Consider the following 15,159-nt stretch of genomic DNA (forward strand, 5'->3'; position numbering starts at 1 on the left):
GCCCATGTCCGCGTCGACCGGGGGCAAGGACCCCTTCATCGCCTCGCTTGGCAAGATCTACGCCGGCTACACCGGCGGCTTTGCCTTCTTCGTCATCATCCTCGCCATCCTCGAACAGATGGGCGTGCCCGATCGCGTGATCGGCTACCTCTTCGTGTTCCTGACCATCGGCGTCTACGCCTATATCGGCATCATCAGCCGCACCCAGGTGGTCTCGGAATACTACGTCGCGGGACGAAGGGTGCCAGCCATCTACAACGGCATGGCCACCGGCTCCGACTGGATGAGTGCCGCGAGCTTCATCGGCATGGCGGGCAGCCTCTACGCGCTGGGCTATGGCGGTCTTGCCTTCATCCTGGGCTGGACCGGCGGCTACATGCTCGTCGCCATCCTGCTGGCGCCCTACCTGCGCAAGTTCGGCCAGTACACGGTGCCGGACTTCCTGGGCGCGCGCTTCGGCGGCAACTGGGCGCGTGGCATCGGCGTGATCGTGCTGCTGACGGCGAGCTTCGTCTACGTCGTGGCGCAGATCGTGGGCGTGGGCATCATCACCCAGCGCTTCCTGGATGTCTCCTTCGCGGTCGCGGTCTTCCTCGGCCTCGCCGGCATCCTGGTCTGCTCGATGCTGGGCGGCATGCGCGCGGTCACCTGGACCCAGGTGGCGCAGTACATCATCCTGATCATCGCCTACCTGATCCCCGCCATCCTGATGTCCGTGAAGGTCACCGGCGTGCCGGTGCCGCAGCTGATGTACGGCCTGGCGCTCGAGCGGATCGAGGTGCTGGAGCAGGGCTTCCGTGCCGCCGGCATGACCCCCCCGCCCGGCGTGACGGGCTGGCACACCGCGCCCTTCATCGGGCCGAACGGCGCCTTCTCCTGGTCGGCCGCCTTCAACTTCTTCGCGCTGGTGTTCTGCCTCATGGTCGGCACCGCGGCCCTGCCGCACGTGCTGATGCGCTACTTCACCACGCCGTCGGTGCGCGAGGCCCGCGCCTCGGTCGCCTGGTCGCTGTTCTTCATCTTCCTGCTGTACTTCACGGCGCCGGCCTACGCCGCCTTCGGCAAGCTCGAGATCTACCAGACCGTCATCGGCCAGCCGATCAACGCGCTGCCGGAGTGGATCAAGAACTGGCAGATCATCTCGCCCTACGGCACGCCCTGGATCAACATCGTCGACGTGAACCGCGACGGCATCGTCCAGTGGGGTGACTTCCGCATCCATCCTGACGTGGTCGTGCTCGCCACGCCGGAAATCGCGGGCCTGCCCTATGTGATCGCCGGCCTGGTGGCCGCGGGCGGCCTGGCCGCTGCGCTCTCCACCGCCGACGGCCTGCTGCTGGCGCTGGCCAACGCGCTCAGCCACGACATCTACTACAAGATGATCGACCGCAATGCGCCGACCGCGAAGCGCCTGATCATCTCCCGCGTCCTGCTGCTCATCGTCGCCCTGCTGGCGGCCTGGACGGCGGGCAGCATGGGGGCGGACATCCTGTTCCTCGTGGCCTGGGCCTTCTCGATCGCGGCCGCCGGCCTGTTCGGCGCGCTGGTGATGGGGGTGTGGTACAAGAAGACCACCAATGCCGCCGCCTGCTGGGGCATGGCCGTGGGTTTCTCCTTCACCTTCATCTACCTGATCTGGACGGAGTTCTACGGCCTGTCCTTCGTCGAGCTGTTCGGCACGAAGGAGGCCATCCTGGCCGCCGCGCGCCAGACCGCCGCCCTGCCGCAGGCTTCGGCGGAGCTGAAGGCCTATGCCGCGAGCCTCGTCGCCAATGCCGCGCAGATCCAGGATGGGGCGATGTCCTGGTTCGGCCAGCTCATCCTGACGACCGACAGCGTGGTGCTGCGCGGCCGGACGGTGGCGCGGCTGTGGACGCTGAACAACATCTCCGGCGGCATCATCGGCGTGCCGCTGTCCTTCCTGACGATCTGGCTGGTGTCGAAGTTCACGACGGCGCCCTCCCAGGCCATGCAGGACTTCATCGACGACATCCGCATCCCGAAGGGCGGCGTGCGCCTGGTGGATCGCAAGGAGGCGGTGGAGTAACCAGGCGCCCCGTCAGGGCGCTATACAGGGGGGCGGCCGCGGTGACGCGGCCGCCCTTCCGCTTTCTGCCGGAGTCTGGCTGGTGCAACCCTTCGTCGCCGATCACCTGCTGTTCTGGGGCGTCACCTACGTCCTGGCGCTGACCGCCTGGGCCTGCCTCGGGCGCTTCCTGATGCAGGCCATCGTGCCGGCTGACAGCCCGAACTACATCTGGCGCGGCTTCCGCCTGCTGACCGACTGGGCCGTCTGGCTGGCCGCCCGCGCCGTGCCTTCCTATGTCGCGCCGGTCTTCCTGCCGCTGGTCGCCGCCTGCTGGCTGTTCGGCCTGCGGCTGGTCTCGGGCATCTTCATGATCGCCGCCGGCCTCGCGCCGCGGCTGGTGCCGGCCGGGGGGGGCTGAGGCGATGACGCTCAACCTCGCGGATCGTGACCGGTTGGAGCCATGGCTCCAACCCCTCAGTCGCCGGCGCGCGCCTCCGCGCGCTTGGCTGCGCGCCACCTGGCGCGGCGACCATTCGGCCGCTCACCCGCCTTCGGCGGGCGCAGGTTCTGACCAAGGGGATGTGGCATGACCTCACAGAACCTGTTCGTCGCCATCATGGGGCTGTGCCTGGTGAATGGCCTGATCAGCCCGATGCTGCCCATCGTCTGGAGCCTGCACCCGGTCTGGCTGCCCGAGATGGTGCGCGCGAGCAACGAGGTGGTGTTCTACGGGGCGAGCCTGATCGTCTCCACCGCCACGCTGCTGCTTGCCGCCGTGCCGGCCGCGATCGCCGAGCGCCTGGGCCTCGCGCAGCGCGATGCCATGCTGGTCTGGCTGGCGGGCGTGGCGCTGCTGGTGCTGCTCGGCCTGGGGTGATCAGAGCAATATGCGTTCAGCGTCGCGGCGCCGCCGCGACCCATCTGAACGCATATTGCTCTAGGGCCTGTGGACAGTTGGGGCCGGGATGCAGCCGGCGAGGGATTTTTCGGGCTGGGAAGGCGGACAGCGGAGCCGATGGCTATCCATCGGCGAGCATGGCCAACGCGCCCAGCACGGAAAAGCACCGGCGGATGCGCCCGCAGCCCAAGTGTCCACAGGTCCTAGGCGGCCTGGCTGCCCGAGCCGGCGAGGCCGAGCCGCTTGAGCAGCGTGTCCCGCTGCACCGGCTTGCCGAGATAGTCGTTCATGCCGGCTTCGCGGCATTGCCGCTCGAATTCCGGACCTACCGCGGCAGTGAGGCCGATGATGCGCGCGGTGCGGTTCGGGCCGGCGCTTGCGCGAATGCTGCGCGTGGCTTCCAGCCCATCCATCAGCGGCATCTGCAGATCCATCAGGATCACGTCATAGGCGGTGAGCCGCGCCGCCTCCACGCCCTGCACGCCATCGCCGGCCACGTCCACGGCCGCGCCCGCGCGCGTCAGGATGGTCTTCATCACCAGCTGGTTCGTGGCGTTGTCCTCCACCAGCAGCACGCGCAGCTGCGGCCCGGCCGGCGCGGGGGGGACGGGCTGCGCCGGCAGCGCGGGGGCCGCCGCCTGCGCCACGCGCAACGCCTGCAGCAGCGCATCGCGCAGCCGGCTCGGCAAGGCGGGCTTCAGCAGCAGCCCGTCCAGCACATTGCCGCTGGCGGCCTCCCGCGGGTCGGCCGAGCCGGAGGCGCAGAGCAGCAGGCGCGGCCGGCCGAAGGCGTCCCACTCCTGGCGGATCCGCCGCGCGAGCGCGAGGCCGTCTCCATCGGGCAATTGCCCGTCCAGCACCGCGGCCTCGAAGGGCTTGCCGTTGCGCGCCGCGGCCCGCAGCGCGGCCAGCGCATTGCCGCCATCGGCCACCGCAGCGGCCTCCGCCCCCATGCCGGCGAGCTGGCGGACCAGGATCTCCCGGTTCAGGGGCAGGTCGTCCACCACCAGGATCCGCCGCCCCGTCAGGCTGGGCACGGGCGCTTGGTCGCCCTCCACCCGCCCGACCTTCACGGTGAAGCGGAAGATGCTGCCATTGCCGTTGCGCACGCCGGCCAGGCGCGGCACGGCCTCGATGCCGCCGCCCATCTCCTCCGCCAGCCGCCGGCAGATGGCGAGCCCCAGCCCCGTGCCGCCATAGCGCCGCCGGATCGAGGCATCGGCCTGGGTGAAGCGTTCGAACAGCATCGGGATCTTGTCGCGCTCGATGCCGATGCCGGTGTCGGAGACCGAGACGCGCAGCCGCCAGTAGTCCAGCTCCGCATCGATCGAGATGGCGACCTGGATCCAGCCCGTCTCGGTGAACTTCACCGCATTGCCGACCAGGTTGAACAGCATCTGGCGGATGCGCCCGGGGTCGCCGCTGACGCGGTTGGGCAGGTCGGGCGCCAGGGCGCAGACCAGCTCCACCCCCTTGGCGGCGGCGCGCGGGGCGAAGAGCTCGACGATGGTCGCGATCTCGGCCTCGATGTTGAAGGGCACATGCTCGAGCTGGAGCGCTCCGGCCTCGAGCTTGGAGAAATCGAGGATGTCGTTCAGCACCATCATCAGGTGCTCGGCCGAGCTCTGGATGGTCTCGGCATAGCGGCGCTGCAGCGGGTCGAGGCTGGTGTCCAGCAACAGCCCCGTCATGCCGATCACGCCGTTCATGGGCGTGCGGATCTCATGGCTCATGGAGGCGAGGAATTCCTCCTTCGCCCGGCTGGCGGCCACCGCGTGGCGTTCGCTCTCGGCCAGCTTCTGGCCCTGCAGCTTGAGCGCCTGCGCCTGGCGCACCAGCAGCCAGAGCGCCACCAGCGTGACGATGGCCGCGGCCGCGACGCCGGCGGCCAGAAGGGCACCCAGGCGGTTCGCGGTGTCCAGCGCATCGGCGCGGTAGCGGGCCGTCTCGACCACGAAGGTACCCTGGCGGGTGGTGGCGAAGCTTGCCACGACCTCCGCCCCATCCTGGTCCAGCCCGGCCCAGGTGCCGCTCTCACGCCGCGGCAGGAAGTCGCGGAAGGGCCAGGCGAGCGCGTTCAACTCCCCCACGCCGTCGGTGCGGCCATCGCTGCGCGCCAGCAGCAGGCCCTGGAAGGAGTGGATGCGGATGACCGCGCCGAAGCTCTCGGCATGGCGCCGTGCGACGCCCACCAGGTAGTCGGGGTTGAGGATGGCGACCACGGTGCCCAGGAACTCGCCCCGCGGGCCGCGGATGGAACGTGCGAGGGGGATGGCGTAGATCCCCCCCGCCTGGCTCACGCTGCGCCCCGGCGCGCCGAGGAAGCGCCCGGCTTCCGGCGCGCCGAGCCGGACGTTGAGCGAGCCGAAGCGCAGCAGGCGGAACCACTCCCGGTCGGCGAGCGAGGCCTCGCGCAGCCCCTCGACCGAGCTGGCCACGATGAAGCCCTGCGCGTCGGTGAACAGCAGGGCGCGCATCTGCGGCACGTCGCGGATTCGCGTGGTGGTCTGGCGCGCCACGGCCTGGACATCGGTATCGGCCAGCCGCTCCACCGCGTCGATCATCACGAGATCCACGGTCTGCATGGCGCGGGAGAGCTGGTCGGCGAGGCCGGAGGCCACGCCCTGGGTCAGGCGCTCGGCCTCGGCGATCGCATCCGTCTGGCCGCGATGCATCAGAATGCTGTAGATGCCCACCAGGCACAGGGCGACGAGCCCGACGGCCGCCGAGAACAGCAGCCATGGCCGCGGTTCGGCCGGCCGCGGGGCGCCAAGGCCCAAGGAGCGCCTCAGTGCGCGGCGGAGGTCATCTATGCTGGGCATGAACGGGTGTAAGCCGGTTTCCGGGCCTCAGGTCGAGAGGGGTAACCACCGATCTGTCGCACAGGCCATGCTATCAGGTCTTGCCTTAATTTCTTCCCTGCTCTTTGCCACCCAGGGGCAGGCGCAGCCGGCGCCACGGCCCGTGCCCGCCCAGCTCCAGCCCGCTGCCCCGCCGCCGCTCGCCGCCCCCCTGGCCGCCCCCCTGGCCACCCCGGGCCGGGCCGAGGCGCCGGACCGGCTGAGCGCGATTCGCGCGCGGGGCGAGGTGCTGGTCTGCATCTGGCCGGAATACTTCGCCATCTCCTTCCGCAACCCCCGCACCGGGGAGCTGGAAGGGCTGGACGTGGACCTCGCCCGGGCGCTGGCCACGCGGCTTTCGGTGCGGCTCACCTTCGTCGAGACCAATTTCGCCGAATTCATGGACCGGATCGAGGATGGCAGCTGCGACATCGCGATGATGGCGGTGGGTGTCACGCCGGCGCGGGCGCAGCGCGTGGCCTTCAGCAAGCCCTACATGGCCAGCTCGGTCTATGCCGTCACCACCCGCACCAACATCCGCATCAACAACTGGCGGGACATCGACCAGGCCGGGAATGTGGTGGCCGTCGCGGCCGGCACCGTGATGGAGCCGCTGATGCGCGAGGCCCTGCGCAACGCCGAGCTGATGGTCGTCCGCCCGCCCCGCACGCGGGAAGGGGAGATCCTCGCCGGCCGGGCGGATGTCTTCATGTCGGACTACCCCTACACGCGGCGGATGGTGCTGATGCATGACTGGGCGCGGGTGATCGACCCGCCGGGCCGCTTCGGGGAGACGCTCTACGCCTACGCCCTGCCGCGCAACGACCCCGCCTGGCTGGCCGAGGTGAATGCCTTCCTTGAGCGCATGCGCGTGGACGGCACGCTGGCCCGCGCCGCCCAGCGCCATGGGCTGAGCCCGATCATGCTGCCCTGAGTCGCGGCGGCAGTTCCGCCGGGGCCGCGACGGTGCCATGCTTGCGGGCGCATGTCCCGATCCCTCCAAGGCGTCCTGTTGCAGCTCTGCGCCCTGGCGCTGTTCGTGGCGATGGATGCGCTGCTGAAGGTGCTGGTGGCCTCGCACCCGATTCCGCAGCTGATGTTCGTCCGCTTCGTCTTCCACACCTTGCTGGTGATGCTGGCGCTGCGGCTGCTGACCGGCTCGGTCCCTTTCCGCAGCAAGGCGCCGCTGCTGCAGACCCTGCGCAGCCTGACGCTGGCGGTGGCGAATGCCGCACTCTCGGTCGCGCTGATCCATATCCCGCTGGCGGATGCCACGGCGGTGGCTTTCGCCGCGCCGGTGATGACGGTGGCCTGCGCGGCGCTGTGGCTGGGCGAGCGTGTCTCGCCGCGCCGCTGGGTGGGGGTGGCGATCGGCTTCCTGGGCGTGATCGTCGCCCTGCGCCCGCCCTTCCTGACCGGCGAGCCGCTGCACTGGGCGATGCTGCTGCCGCTGGTCACGGCGGTAGCCAATACCGCCTACCAGCTGCTCACGCGCCGGCTCGCGACGGTGGACGACCCGCGCACCACCTTCGTGCACACCTCGATCGCCGCCGCGATGATCACGAGTCTCGCCCAGCCCTTCGTGTGGGAGGCGCCGGCGCTGTGGGACTGGCCGCTCTTCGCGGCGCTGGGCCTGTTCGGGGGGCTGGGCCATTGCCTGCTGGTGCTGGCCTTCGCCCGGGCGCCGGCCTCGGTGCTGGCGCCGATGTCCTACACCCAGCTGCTCTGGGCCGGGCTGGCCGGGGTGCTGGTCTTCGGCGACTGGCCCGATGGCTGGACCGTGATCGGCGCCGCCATCATCGCGCTCGGGGGCATCCTTGTGGCCCTGCCGCAGCGCGGCTAAGGGTGCGGCCGGCCCGCCGCATGCCGCCCGGCAACCGGCGACGCAGCGGTATTTCGCCGTGATACGTTTCAGAGCGCTTGCGTTGCTCCCCGGTTCGGGGATAGCCCATCACCGCGCCCGAAGATCTGGATTGGCATGACCATTCGCACCGACACCCCCGACCGTGACCATCCGCGCGCCATGCTCGATGCGGAGGGCGTGCGTGACGCCTACCGCCGCTGGGCGGGCGTCTATGATGCCGTCTTCGGGGGCGTCTCGGCCCATGGGCGCCGCCGCGCCGTGGCCGAGGTGAACCGCCTGCCCGGCACCCGCGTGCTCGAAGTGGGGGTGGGCACCGGCCTCGCCCTGCCGCGCTACCGCGCCGACAAGCGGGTGATCGGCATCGACCTGTCGCGGGAGATGCTGGACAAGGCGGCCGAGCGGGTGCGCGAGCAGGGGCTGCGCCACGTCATCGGCCTTGCCGAGATGGACGCGGAGCACATGGCCTTCGCGGATGATTCCTTCGACGTGGCGGTGGCGATGTTCACCGCGAGCGTCGTGCCCGACGCCAAGCGGCTCTATGCCGAGATGGCGCGCGTGGTGCGCCCGGGTGGGCACCTTCTGTTCGTGAACCACTTCGCCGCCGAGCGCGGCCCGCGCTGGTGGGTGGAGCGCGCCATGGCGCCGCTGTCGCGGCTGCTGGGCTGGCACCCGGATTTCGCGCTGTCCGACCTGCTCGACCCGACGGTCGCGCAGATCGATGCGATCGAGCCCTGCCAGCCCGCCGGCCTGTTCACCCTCGTGCGCGTGGTGAATGCGGACGTGCCGCGCCTCGCCGTCGCGGCCTGAGCCAATAATCGGGGCGGCTGACCCGCCCCGGCCTTTCCGGCAGCAAGACCTGACCACGGCATCGGGCGTGGTGCGGTGCTTCGATATTTGAGCGTTTCTTTGCGGCTGCGGACAGGCCTGTGCAAGGATGCTTCCTGGCTCCTCGCCGCCGGAGCTTTGGCTTGCGATGGTTACCTGCGATTAGTGGCCACAGCCCCGCCCGCGCCGGCGGTGCGGCGTCTTGTGCGGCGCGGCAGCAATGGGTAAGTTGCCGCGCATGGGGAATAGGCGGGCTGTCCCGGTGCCGGAAGGCGCCGTTTGGCCGCGCATCAGCCGAACAAGGCAGCGGCATCCGGTCTAGGCAGATCGCGCCGTCCCATCATATCGCGTGTTGAGAGGGGTTGTCTGGTGAGGCGTGTGCGACAGGAAAGCGGAAAGCCACATATCCACGCGGCGGCGCGCGCCGGCACCCACCGCCTGATCGGCATCCTGGGCGCGGCCGCGATCTTCCTGCTGGCGGGCCTCGGCGGTGCCGTGGCGCAGCAGGTTGGCGCGCCGGTGCCCTGGGGCATGGGGCTGCAGGAATCGGGCGGTCCGATCAAGGACGCGATCTCCTCCTTCAACAGCCTTGTCTTCTTCATCATCGTCGCGATCACCATCTTCGTGGCGCTGCTGCTGGCCTATGTGGTCTGGCGCTTCCGCGCGGAGGCCAACCCGACGCCCTCGCGCACCAGCCACAACACGGCGCTCGAGATCGCCTGGACTGTGGTGCCGGTGCTGATCCTGGTGGTCATCGCCATCCCCTCCTTCCGCCTGATCTACTACCAGGATCGCGCGGTGGACGCGGACATGACCATCAACGTGCAGGGGCGGCAGTGGTACTGGCACTATGCCTATCCCGAGCATGGCAATTTCAGCTTCGACAGCTACCCGGTGCAGACCGCCGACCTTCAGCCCGGCCAGTTCCGCAACCTCGACGTGGACAACCCGCTGGTCATCCCCGTGGGTGCCAGCGTGCGCATCCTGACCACCGGCCAGGACGTGATCCACAGCTTCTTCGTGCCGTCCCTGGGCGTGCAGAAATACACCATCCCCGGTCGCACGCTCGAGACCTGGATGAAGGCCGATCGCCCGGGCGTGTATTACGGCCAGTGCAACCAGATCTGCGGGGTGAACCACTGGTTCATGCCGATCGTGGTGCGGGCCGTGCCGCCGGCCGAGTTCGAGGCCTGGGTCGCGCAGTCGCGCACGCGCTTCGCGCAGGGCCTGCCCCCGGCGCCGCTGCCGGCGCTGGCGCAGGGCGACGCCGCCCCGGCGACGCCGGCCCAGCTCGCGCTCGTCGCCCCCGGTCACTGAGCGTCGATGCTCGTCCAAACCCAGAAGCGGACATAGATAGATGGCAACCGCCGCCCATTCCGACCACGATCACGACCACAAGCCGAGTTTCGTGAATCGCTGGCTGTACTCGACCAACCACAAGGACATCGGCACGCTCTACATCGGCTTCTCGCTGGTGGCGGCGATTGTGGGCATCGGCCTGTCGCTGCTGATGCGCATCGAGCTGCAGTCGCCGGGGATGCAGATCTTCGCCGACGGGCAGATGTGGAACGCCTATGTCTCCGCGCATGGCCTGATCATGGTGTTCTTCGTGATCATGCCCGCACTGATCGGCGGCTTCGGCAACTGGTTCGTGCCGATCATGATCGGCGCGCCGGACATGGCCTTCCCGCGCATGAACAACATCAGCTTCTGGCTGCTGGTGCCGGCCTTCCTGATGCTGACGGCGAGCCTGTTCGTGGGCGGCGGCGCGGGCGCGGGCTGGACCATCTACCCGCCGCTGTCGGATGACACCTACCAGACCGGCATGGCGATGGACCTCGCCCTCTTCGCGCTGCACCTGGCGGGTGCCAGCTCGATCCTGGGCGCGGCCAACTTCATCACCACCATCTTCAACATGCGCGCGCCGGGCATGACGCTGCACAAGATGCCGCTCTTCGTCTGGTCGATGCTGGTCACCGCCTTCCTGCTGCTGCTCTCGGTCCCCGTGCTCGCGGGCGCGATCACCATGCTGATCACGGACCGCAACTTCGGCACGGCCTTCTTCGACCCGGCCGGCGGCGGCGACCCGGTGCTGTTCCAGCACCTGTTCTGGTTCTTCGGCCACCCCGAAGTCTACATCATGATCCTGCCGGCCTTCGGCATCGTCAGCCACGTCATCTCCACCTTCAGCCGCAAGCCGGTCTTCGGCTATCTCGGCATGGCCTACGCCATGGTCGCGATCGGCGTGGTGGGCTTCGTGGTCTGGGCGCACCACATGTACACCTCGGGCATGGATGTCGACACGCGCGCCTACTTCATGGCCGCGACGATGATCATCGCCGTGCCGACGGGCATCAAGATCTTCTCCTGGATCGCCACCATGTGGGGCGGGTCGCTGAAGTTCGACACGCCGATGCTCTTCGCCGTCGGCTTCATCTTCCTGTTCACCATGGGCGGCGTCACCGGCGTGGTGCTGGCCAATGCGGGCATCACGCAGATCCTGCACAACACCTATTACGTGGTGGCGCATTTCCACTACGTGCTCTCGCTGGGTGCGGTGTTCGGCATCTACTGCGGCTTCTACTACTGGCTCGGCAAGATGTCCGGCCGCCAGTATCCGGAGCACCTGGGCAAGATCCATTTCTGGCTCACCTTCGTTGGCGTGAACCTGACCTTCTTCCCGATGCACTTCCTGGGTAACCAGGGCATGCCGCGCCGCTACCCGGACTACCCCGATGCCTTCTCGGGCTGGAACATGGTCGCCTCGGTCGGTTCCTACATCTCGGTCGCGGCCTTCCTGATGTTCTTCTACGTCATCTGGGTCACCTTCACGCGCGGCGCCAAGGCGGCGGCCAACCCGTGGGGTGAGGGCGCGACGACGCTGGAGTGGCAGGTCAGCAGCCCGCCGCCCTTCCACACCTTCGACGAACTTCCGCGCATCCGGTAACGCTCGATGGCGAATGTCCTGGGAGAAGGCGGGGCCGCACTGGCCACCGCCCGCGACACGGCGCCCGACCTCTCCGAGGTCGGCGACTGGCTGGCCCTGCTCAAGCCGCGCGTGATGACCCTGGTGGTCTTCACCGGCCTGGTCGGGTTGATCGTCGCCCCGGGATCGCTGCCGCCGGCCCTGATGCTGACGGCGATCCTCTGCATCATGATCGGCGCCGGCGCGGCCGGTGCCATCAACATGTGGTATGACCGCGACATCGACGCGCGGATGCGCCGCACGGCGCGCCGGCCCATCCCGGGCGGGCGCATCCAGCCCGAGGCGGCGCTGGGCTTCGGCATTCTCCTCGCCGTCGCTTCCGTGCTGCTCCTGGGCCTGGCCACCAACTGGCACGCGGCCGGTTGGCTGGCTTTCTCGATCTTCTTCTACGTCGTGATCTACACGATGTGGCTGAAGCGCCGGACCAGCCAGAACATCGTGATCGGCGGCGCCGCCGGCGCCTTCCCGCCGATCATCGGCTGGGCCGCGGCGACGGGCGACACCAGCCTGTTCCCCTGGCTGATGTTCCTCATCATCTTCATGTGGACGCCGCCGCATTTCTGGGCGCTGAGCCTGTGGACGCATGGCGACTATGCGCGGGCCGGCGTGCCGATGCTCCCCGTCGCCCGCGGCCCGCGCGCCACGCGACAGCAGATCCTGGCCTATACCGTCGCGCTCGCCCCGGTGGCGGTCTCGCCCTGGCTGCTCGGCTATGCCGGCTGGCTCTACGGCGCGGTCGCCGTCGCGCTGAGCCTGGTCTTCCTGGTGCACGCGCTGCGCGTGGTGCGGGAAGCGCAGGACGAGGCGGGGCGCAGCCTTGCCCAGGATGCCGCGGCGCGGAAGACCTTCGCCTTTTCCATCCTCTACCTCTTCGCGCTGTTCGGCGCGCTGGCGGCCGACCGCCTGGTGCTCGGATGACCCCCGAGGAACTGGCGGAATTCCAGCGCCGGCGCAGCCAGCGCAACTGGGCCATCCTCGCGGTGCTGATCGCCATGGTCGTGCTGTTCTACTTCATCTCCACCGCAAGGCTGCTGCGCGGATGAGCCAGCCCGATCCCGCCCAGCTCGCCCGGCGCAACCGCCGCACCGCGATCGGCGCCTTCGGCATGGTCGCCTTCATGGTGGGGCTGAGCTTCGCCGCCGTCCCGCTCTATGACCTCTTCTGCCGCGTCACCGGCTTCGGCGGCACGCCGATGATCACCGACCGCGCGGCGCCGGGCGGCACCGGCCAGCACATCACCATCCGCTTCAACGCCAATACCCAGCCCAACCTGCCCTGGCGCTTCGAGCCCGCGCAGCCCAGCGTCCAGCTGCAGCTGGGCGAGGAGGGGATGGGCTTCTACACCGCGCGCAACCTGTCGAATGCGCCGGCCACGGGCGTTTCCACCTACAACGTCACGCCCGAGGTGGTGGGCCGCTACTTCCACAAGACCGCCTGCTTCTGCTTCGAGGAGCAGACGCTCACCCCCGGCCAGGAAGTGCAGATGCCGCTGGTCTTCTGGATCGATCCGAAGATCGCGGAAGACCCCAACACCCGCAACATCCGCACCATCACCATCAGCTACACCTTCTTCCGCACGCTGAAGGATGCCGAGGCATCGGGCGCGCTCGCCAGCGCCGGCCCGCATGTCGGCCGCGCCGGCGCGCCGGCCAGCTCGAGCCAGTAACGCCCTTACCTGCGCGCCTGGAAGAAGGCGCGCAGCAGCGCCGCGGCCTCGCTCTCCCGCACCCCGCCGACCACCTCCGGCGCGTGATGGCAGCTCGTGCTGCCATAGAGGCGCGGCCCGTGCTCCACCCCGCCGCCCTTCGGGTCATAGGCACCGAACACCAGCCGCTTCACGCGGAAGAAGCTGATCGCCTGGGCGCACATCGGGCAGGGCTCGAGTGTCACGTGCAGCGTCGCCTCGGCGAGGAATTTCCGGCCCGTCGCCGCCGCGGCCGCCCGCAGCGCGAGGATCTCGGCATGGGCGGACGGATCGCCGCGCGCCTCCACCTCATTGCCGGCGCGCGCCAGCACGCTTCCCTGCGCATCGGTGACGACCGCGCCCACCGGCACCTCCCCGCGCGCGGCTGCGGCGCGGGCTTCCTCGAGCGCGATTTCCATGGGCGACATGCGCCATGCTTGCCCCGACACGCGACTAAGGTCTAGCAACCGGTATGTCCCGAAAACCCCTGATCGGCCTCACCCTCGATGCCGAGCCCGCCGGCGGCTGGTCCAAGCTGCCCTGGTACGCGCTGCGGCAGAACTATTTTGCCGCCGTCATCGCAGCCGGCGGCCTGCCCGTGGCCCTGCCGCACCATCCCGACCTCGCCGCCGAGTATCTGGCCGCGCTGGACGGGCTGCTGGTGACAGGGGGCGCCTTCGATGTCGACCCCGCGCTCTGGGGCGGCGGGCCGCCGCACCCCAAGGTCACGCTCAAGCCGGGCCGGACGGATTTCGAACTGGCGGCGGTGCGCGCGGCGCTTTCGCGCGATCTGCCGGTGCTGGGCATCTGCGGCGGGCAGCAACTTCTCGCCGTGGCCTTCGGCGGCACGCTGATCCAGCACATCCCCGATGAGGTCCCCGGCGCGCTGGCGCATGAACAGCCCAACCCGCGCACCGAGCCCGGGCATGAGGTGACGCTCACCCCCGGCACGCGCCTCGCCGGCATCGTCGGCGCCGCCCGCATGGCGGTGAACAGCGCGCACCACCAGGCCGTCGCCACGCCGGGCAGCGGCATCGTCAACGCGCTGGCCCCCGATGGCGTGATCGAGGGCATCGAGCACCCCGGCCACCGCTTCGCGCTCGGCGTGCAATGGCACCCCGAATACGCGGTCGATCCGCGCGACCCCTCCATCTTCACCGCCTTCGTGGAGGCCGCCGCGCGATGAGCGACGACGCCGAGGAAACGCCCGACAAGGGCGAGCGCATCGCCAAGGTCCTCGCCCGCGCCGGCATCGCCTCGCGCCGCGACGCCGAGAAGCTGATCGCCGAGGGCAAGGTCCGCCACAACGGCAAGCTCGTGACCACCCCCGCCACCTTCATCGCCCCCGGCGACCGCCTCAGCGTCGAGGGCAAGCCCGTGCAGACGGCCGAGCGGACGCGGCTGTTCCGCCACCACAAGCCGGACGGCGTGGTCACCACCCACAAGGACCCGCAGGGCCGCCCCACGGTGTTCGAGCGCCTGCCGCCCGCCATCGGGCGCGTGGTCTCGGTCGGCCGGCTCGACCTGACCAGCGAAGGCCTGCTGCTGCTCACCAATGACGGCGAACTCGCCCGGCGCCTGGAACTGCCGAGCAATGGCTGGCTGCGCCGGTATCGCGTGCGCGTCTTCGGCGCGGTGGACGACAAGATGCTCGCCCAGCTTGCCCGCGGCATCACCATCGATGGCGTCGCCTATGGCCCGATCGAGGCCGGCATCGACAGCCGCCGCGGCGGCAATGCCTGGCTCACCGTCAGCCTCAAGGAAGGCAAGAACCGCGAGATCCGGCGCGTGATGCAGCATCTCGGCCTGCATGTCTCGCGGCTGATCCGCACCGCCTACGGCCCCTTCCAGCTCGGCGTGCTGCCCAAGGGCGCGGTCGAGGAAGTGCACCCGAAGGTGATGCGCGAACAACTCGGCATCGGCGAGGCCCCGGCCAAGAAGCGCCGTCGCGAGGTGGAGGAAGCCATCGCCGCCGCGGCCGCCGCCCCGCCGCCCGAACCCACGCCCGCCCCGCCCAAGCGCGTGCGGCCCGA

General features: G+C 69.7%; 14 protein-coding genes and 1 pseudogene. 13 read left to right on the plus strand and 2 right to left on the minus strand.

Annotated elements, in window-relative coordinates; all coding sequences use genetic code 11:
* The first annotated feature begins 4 nt into the window (after positions 1–4).
* The 3 genes from AC2D9U_RS16635 (at position 5) to AC2D9U_RS16645 (ending at position 2,906) form a co-directional block, all read left to right on the plus strand.
* Positions 5–2,047, plus strand: coding sequence for a sodium:solute symporter family protein (locus AC2D9U_RS16635; RefSeq protein ID WP_484751120.1), 2,043 nt, complete (start codon positions 5–7; stop codon positions 2,045–2,047).
* A gap of 82 nt (positions 2,048–2,129) precedes the next feature.
* The gene (locus tag AC2D9U_RS16640; RefSeq protein ID WP_484751122.1) at positions 2,130–2,447 is read left to right on the plus strand and encodes a hypothetical protein; all 318 of its coding nucleotides are present in this window, start codon (positions 2,130–2,132) and stop codon (positions 2,445–2,447) included.
* Between the two features lie 168 nt (positions 2,448–2,615).
* Positions 2,616–2,906 carry a hypothetical protein gene (locus tag AC2D9U_RS16645; protein WP_484751124.1) on the plus strand — a complete coding sequence of 97 codons (291 nt, stop codon included), beginning with the start codon at positions 2,616–2,618 and terminating at the stop codon, positions 2,904–2,906.
* 224 nt (positions 2,907–3,130) lie between these two features.
* On the opposite strand, the gene AC2D9U_RS16650 is transcribed toward AC2D9U_RS16645, so the two are convergent.
* Entirely contained in the window at positions 3,131–5,707 is a 2,577-nt protein-coding gene (locus AC2D9U_RS16650) for a hybrid sensor histidine kinase/response regulator (RefSeq protein WP_484751125.1), read from the minus strand.
* A 184-nt stretch (positions 5,708–5,891) separates the two neighbouring features.
* Between AC2D9U_RS16650 and AC2D9U_RS16655 the strand changes: the two genes are divergently transcribed.
* From AC2D9U_RS16655 to AC2D9U_RS16690, 8 genes are all read left to right on the plus strand, one after another.
* The gene (locus AC2D9U_RS16655) at positions 5,892–6,701 is read left to right on the plus strand and encodes a substrate-binding periplasmic protein (RefSeq protein WP_484751127.1); all 810 of its coding nucleotides are present in this window, start codon (positions 5,892–5,894) and stop codon (positions 6,699–6,701) included.
* Positions 6,702–6,752: 51 nt separating this feature from the next.
* Positions 6,753–7,610, plus strand: a complete 858-nt coding sequence (locus AC2D9U_RS16660) for a DMT family transporter (RefSeq protein ID WP_484751129.1) — start codon at positions 6,753–6,755, stop codon at positions 7,608–7,610.
* A 135-nt stretch (positions 7,611–7,745) separates the two neighbouring features.
* The gene (locus AC2D9U_RS16665) at positions 7,746–8,438 is read left to right on the plus strand and encodes a class I SAM-dependent methyltransferase (RefSeq protein WP_484751130.1); all 693 of its coding nucleotides are present in this window, start codon (positions 7,746–7,748) and stop codon (positions 8,436–8,438) included.
* Positions 8,439–8,825: 387 nt separating this feature from the next.
* Complete coding sequence (gene coxB / locus AC2D9U_RS16670; protein ID WP_484751132.1) at positions 8,826–9,773, plus strand: cytochrome c oxidase subunit II; 948 nt, start codon at positions 8,826–8,828, stop codon at positions 9,771–9,773.
* 40 nt (positions 9,774–9,813) lie between these two features.
* On the plus strand, positions 9,814–11,403 hold the full coding sequence (gene ctaD, locus AC2D9U_RS16675; RefSeq protein WP_484751133.1) for a cytochrome c oxidase subunit I: 1,590 nt from the start codon (positions 9,814–9,816) through the stop codon (positions 11,401–11,403).
* A 6-nt stretch (positions 11,404–11,409) separates the two neighbouring features.
* Positions 11,410–12,360, plus strand: a complete 951-nt coding sequence (locus AC2D9U_RS16680; protein WP_484751134.1) for a heme o synthase — start codon at positions 11,410–11,412, stop codon at positions 12,358–12,360.
* Complete coding sequence (locus AC2D9U_RS16685) at positions 12,357–12,485, plus strand: hypothetical protein (RefSeq protein WP_484751135.1); 129 nt, start codon at positions 12,357–12,359, stop codon at positions 12,483–12,485. Before AC2D9U_RS16680 ends, AC2D9U_RS16685 begins: the two co-directional genes overlap by 4 nt.
* A complete protein-coding gene (locus AC2D9U_RS16690; protein ID WP_484751136.1) occupies positions 12,482–13,108 on the plus strand; it encodes a cytochrome c oxidase assembly protein in 627 nt (208 codons plus the stop codon). Before AC2D9U_RS16685 ends, AC2D9U_RS16690 begins: the two co-directional genes overlap by 4 nt.
* A 5-nt stretch (positions 13,109–13,113) precedes the next feature.
* Here AC2D9U_RS16690 and AC2D9U_RS16695 read toward each other — a convergent pair whose 3' ends face one another.
* The gene (locus AC2D9U_RS16695) at positions 13,114–13,545 is read right to left on the minus strand and encodes a nucleoside deaminase (RefSeq protein WP_484751205.1); all 432 of its coding nucleotides are present in this window, start codon (positions 13,543–13,545) and stop codon (positions 13,114–13,116) included.
* 53 nt (positions 13,546–13,598) lie between these two features.
* Here AC2D9U_RS16695 and AC2D9U_RS16700 point away from each other — a divergent pair, with 53 nt between their 5' ends.
* Together AC2D9U_RS16700 and AC2D9U_RS16705 are read left to right on the plus strand one after the other, a co-directional pair.
* Positions 13,599–14,312: a gamma-glutamyl-gamma-aminobutyrate hydrolase family protein gene (locus AC2D9U_RS16700; RefSeq protein WP_484751137.1), complete on the plus strand. Its 714-nt coding sequence runs from the start codon at positions 13,599–13,601 to the stop codon at positions 14,310–14,312.
* Positions 14,309–15,076: pseudogene (locus tag AC2D9U_RS16705) on the plus strand (pseudouridine synthase); the annotation flags it as partial. The gene AC2D9U_RS16700 and the pseudogene AC2D9U_RS16705, both read left to right, overlap by 4 nt.
* Positions 15,077–15,159 lie beyond the last annotated feature (83 nt).

The organism is Roseomonas sp. TF40 (genome assembly GCF_057219975.1).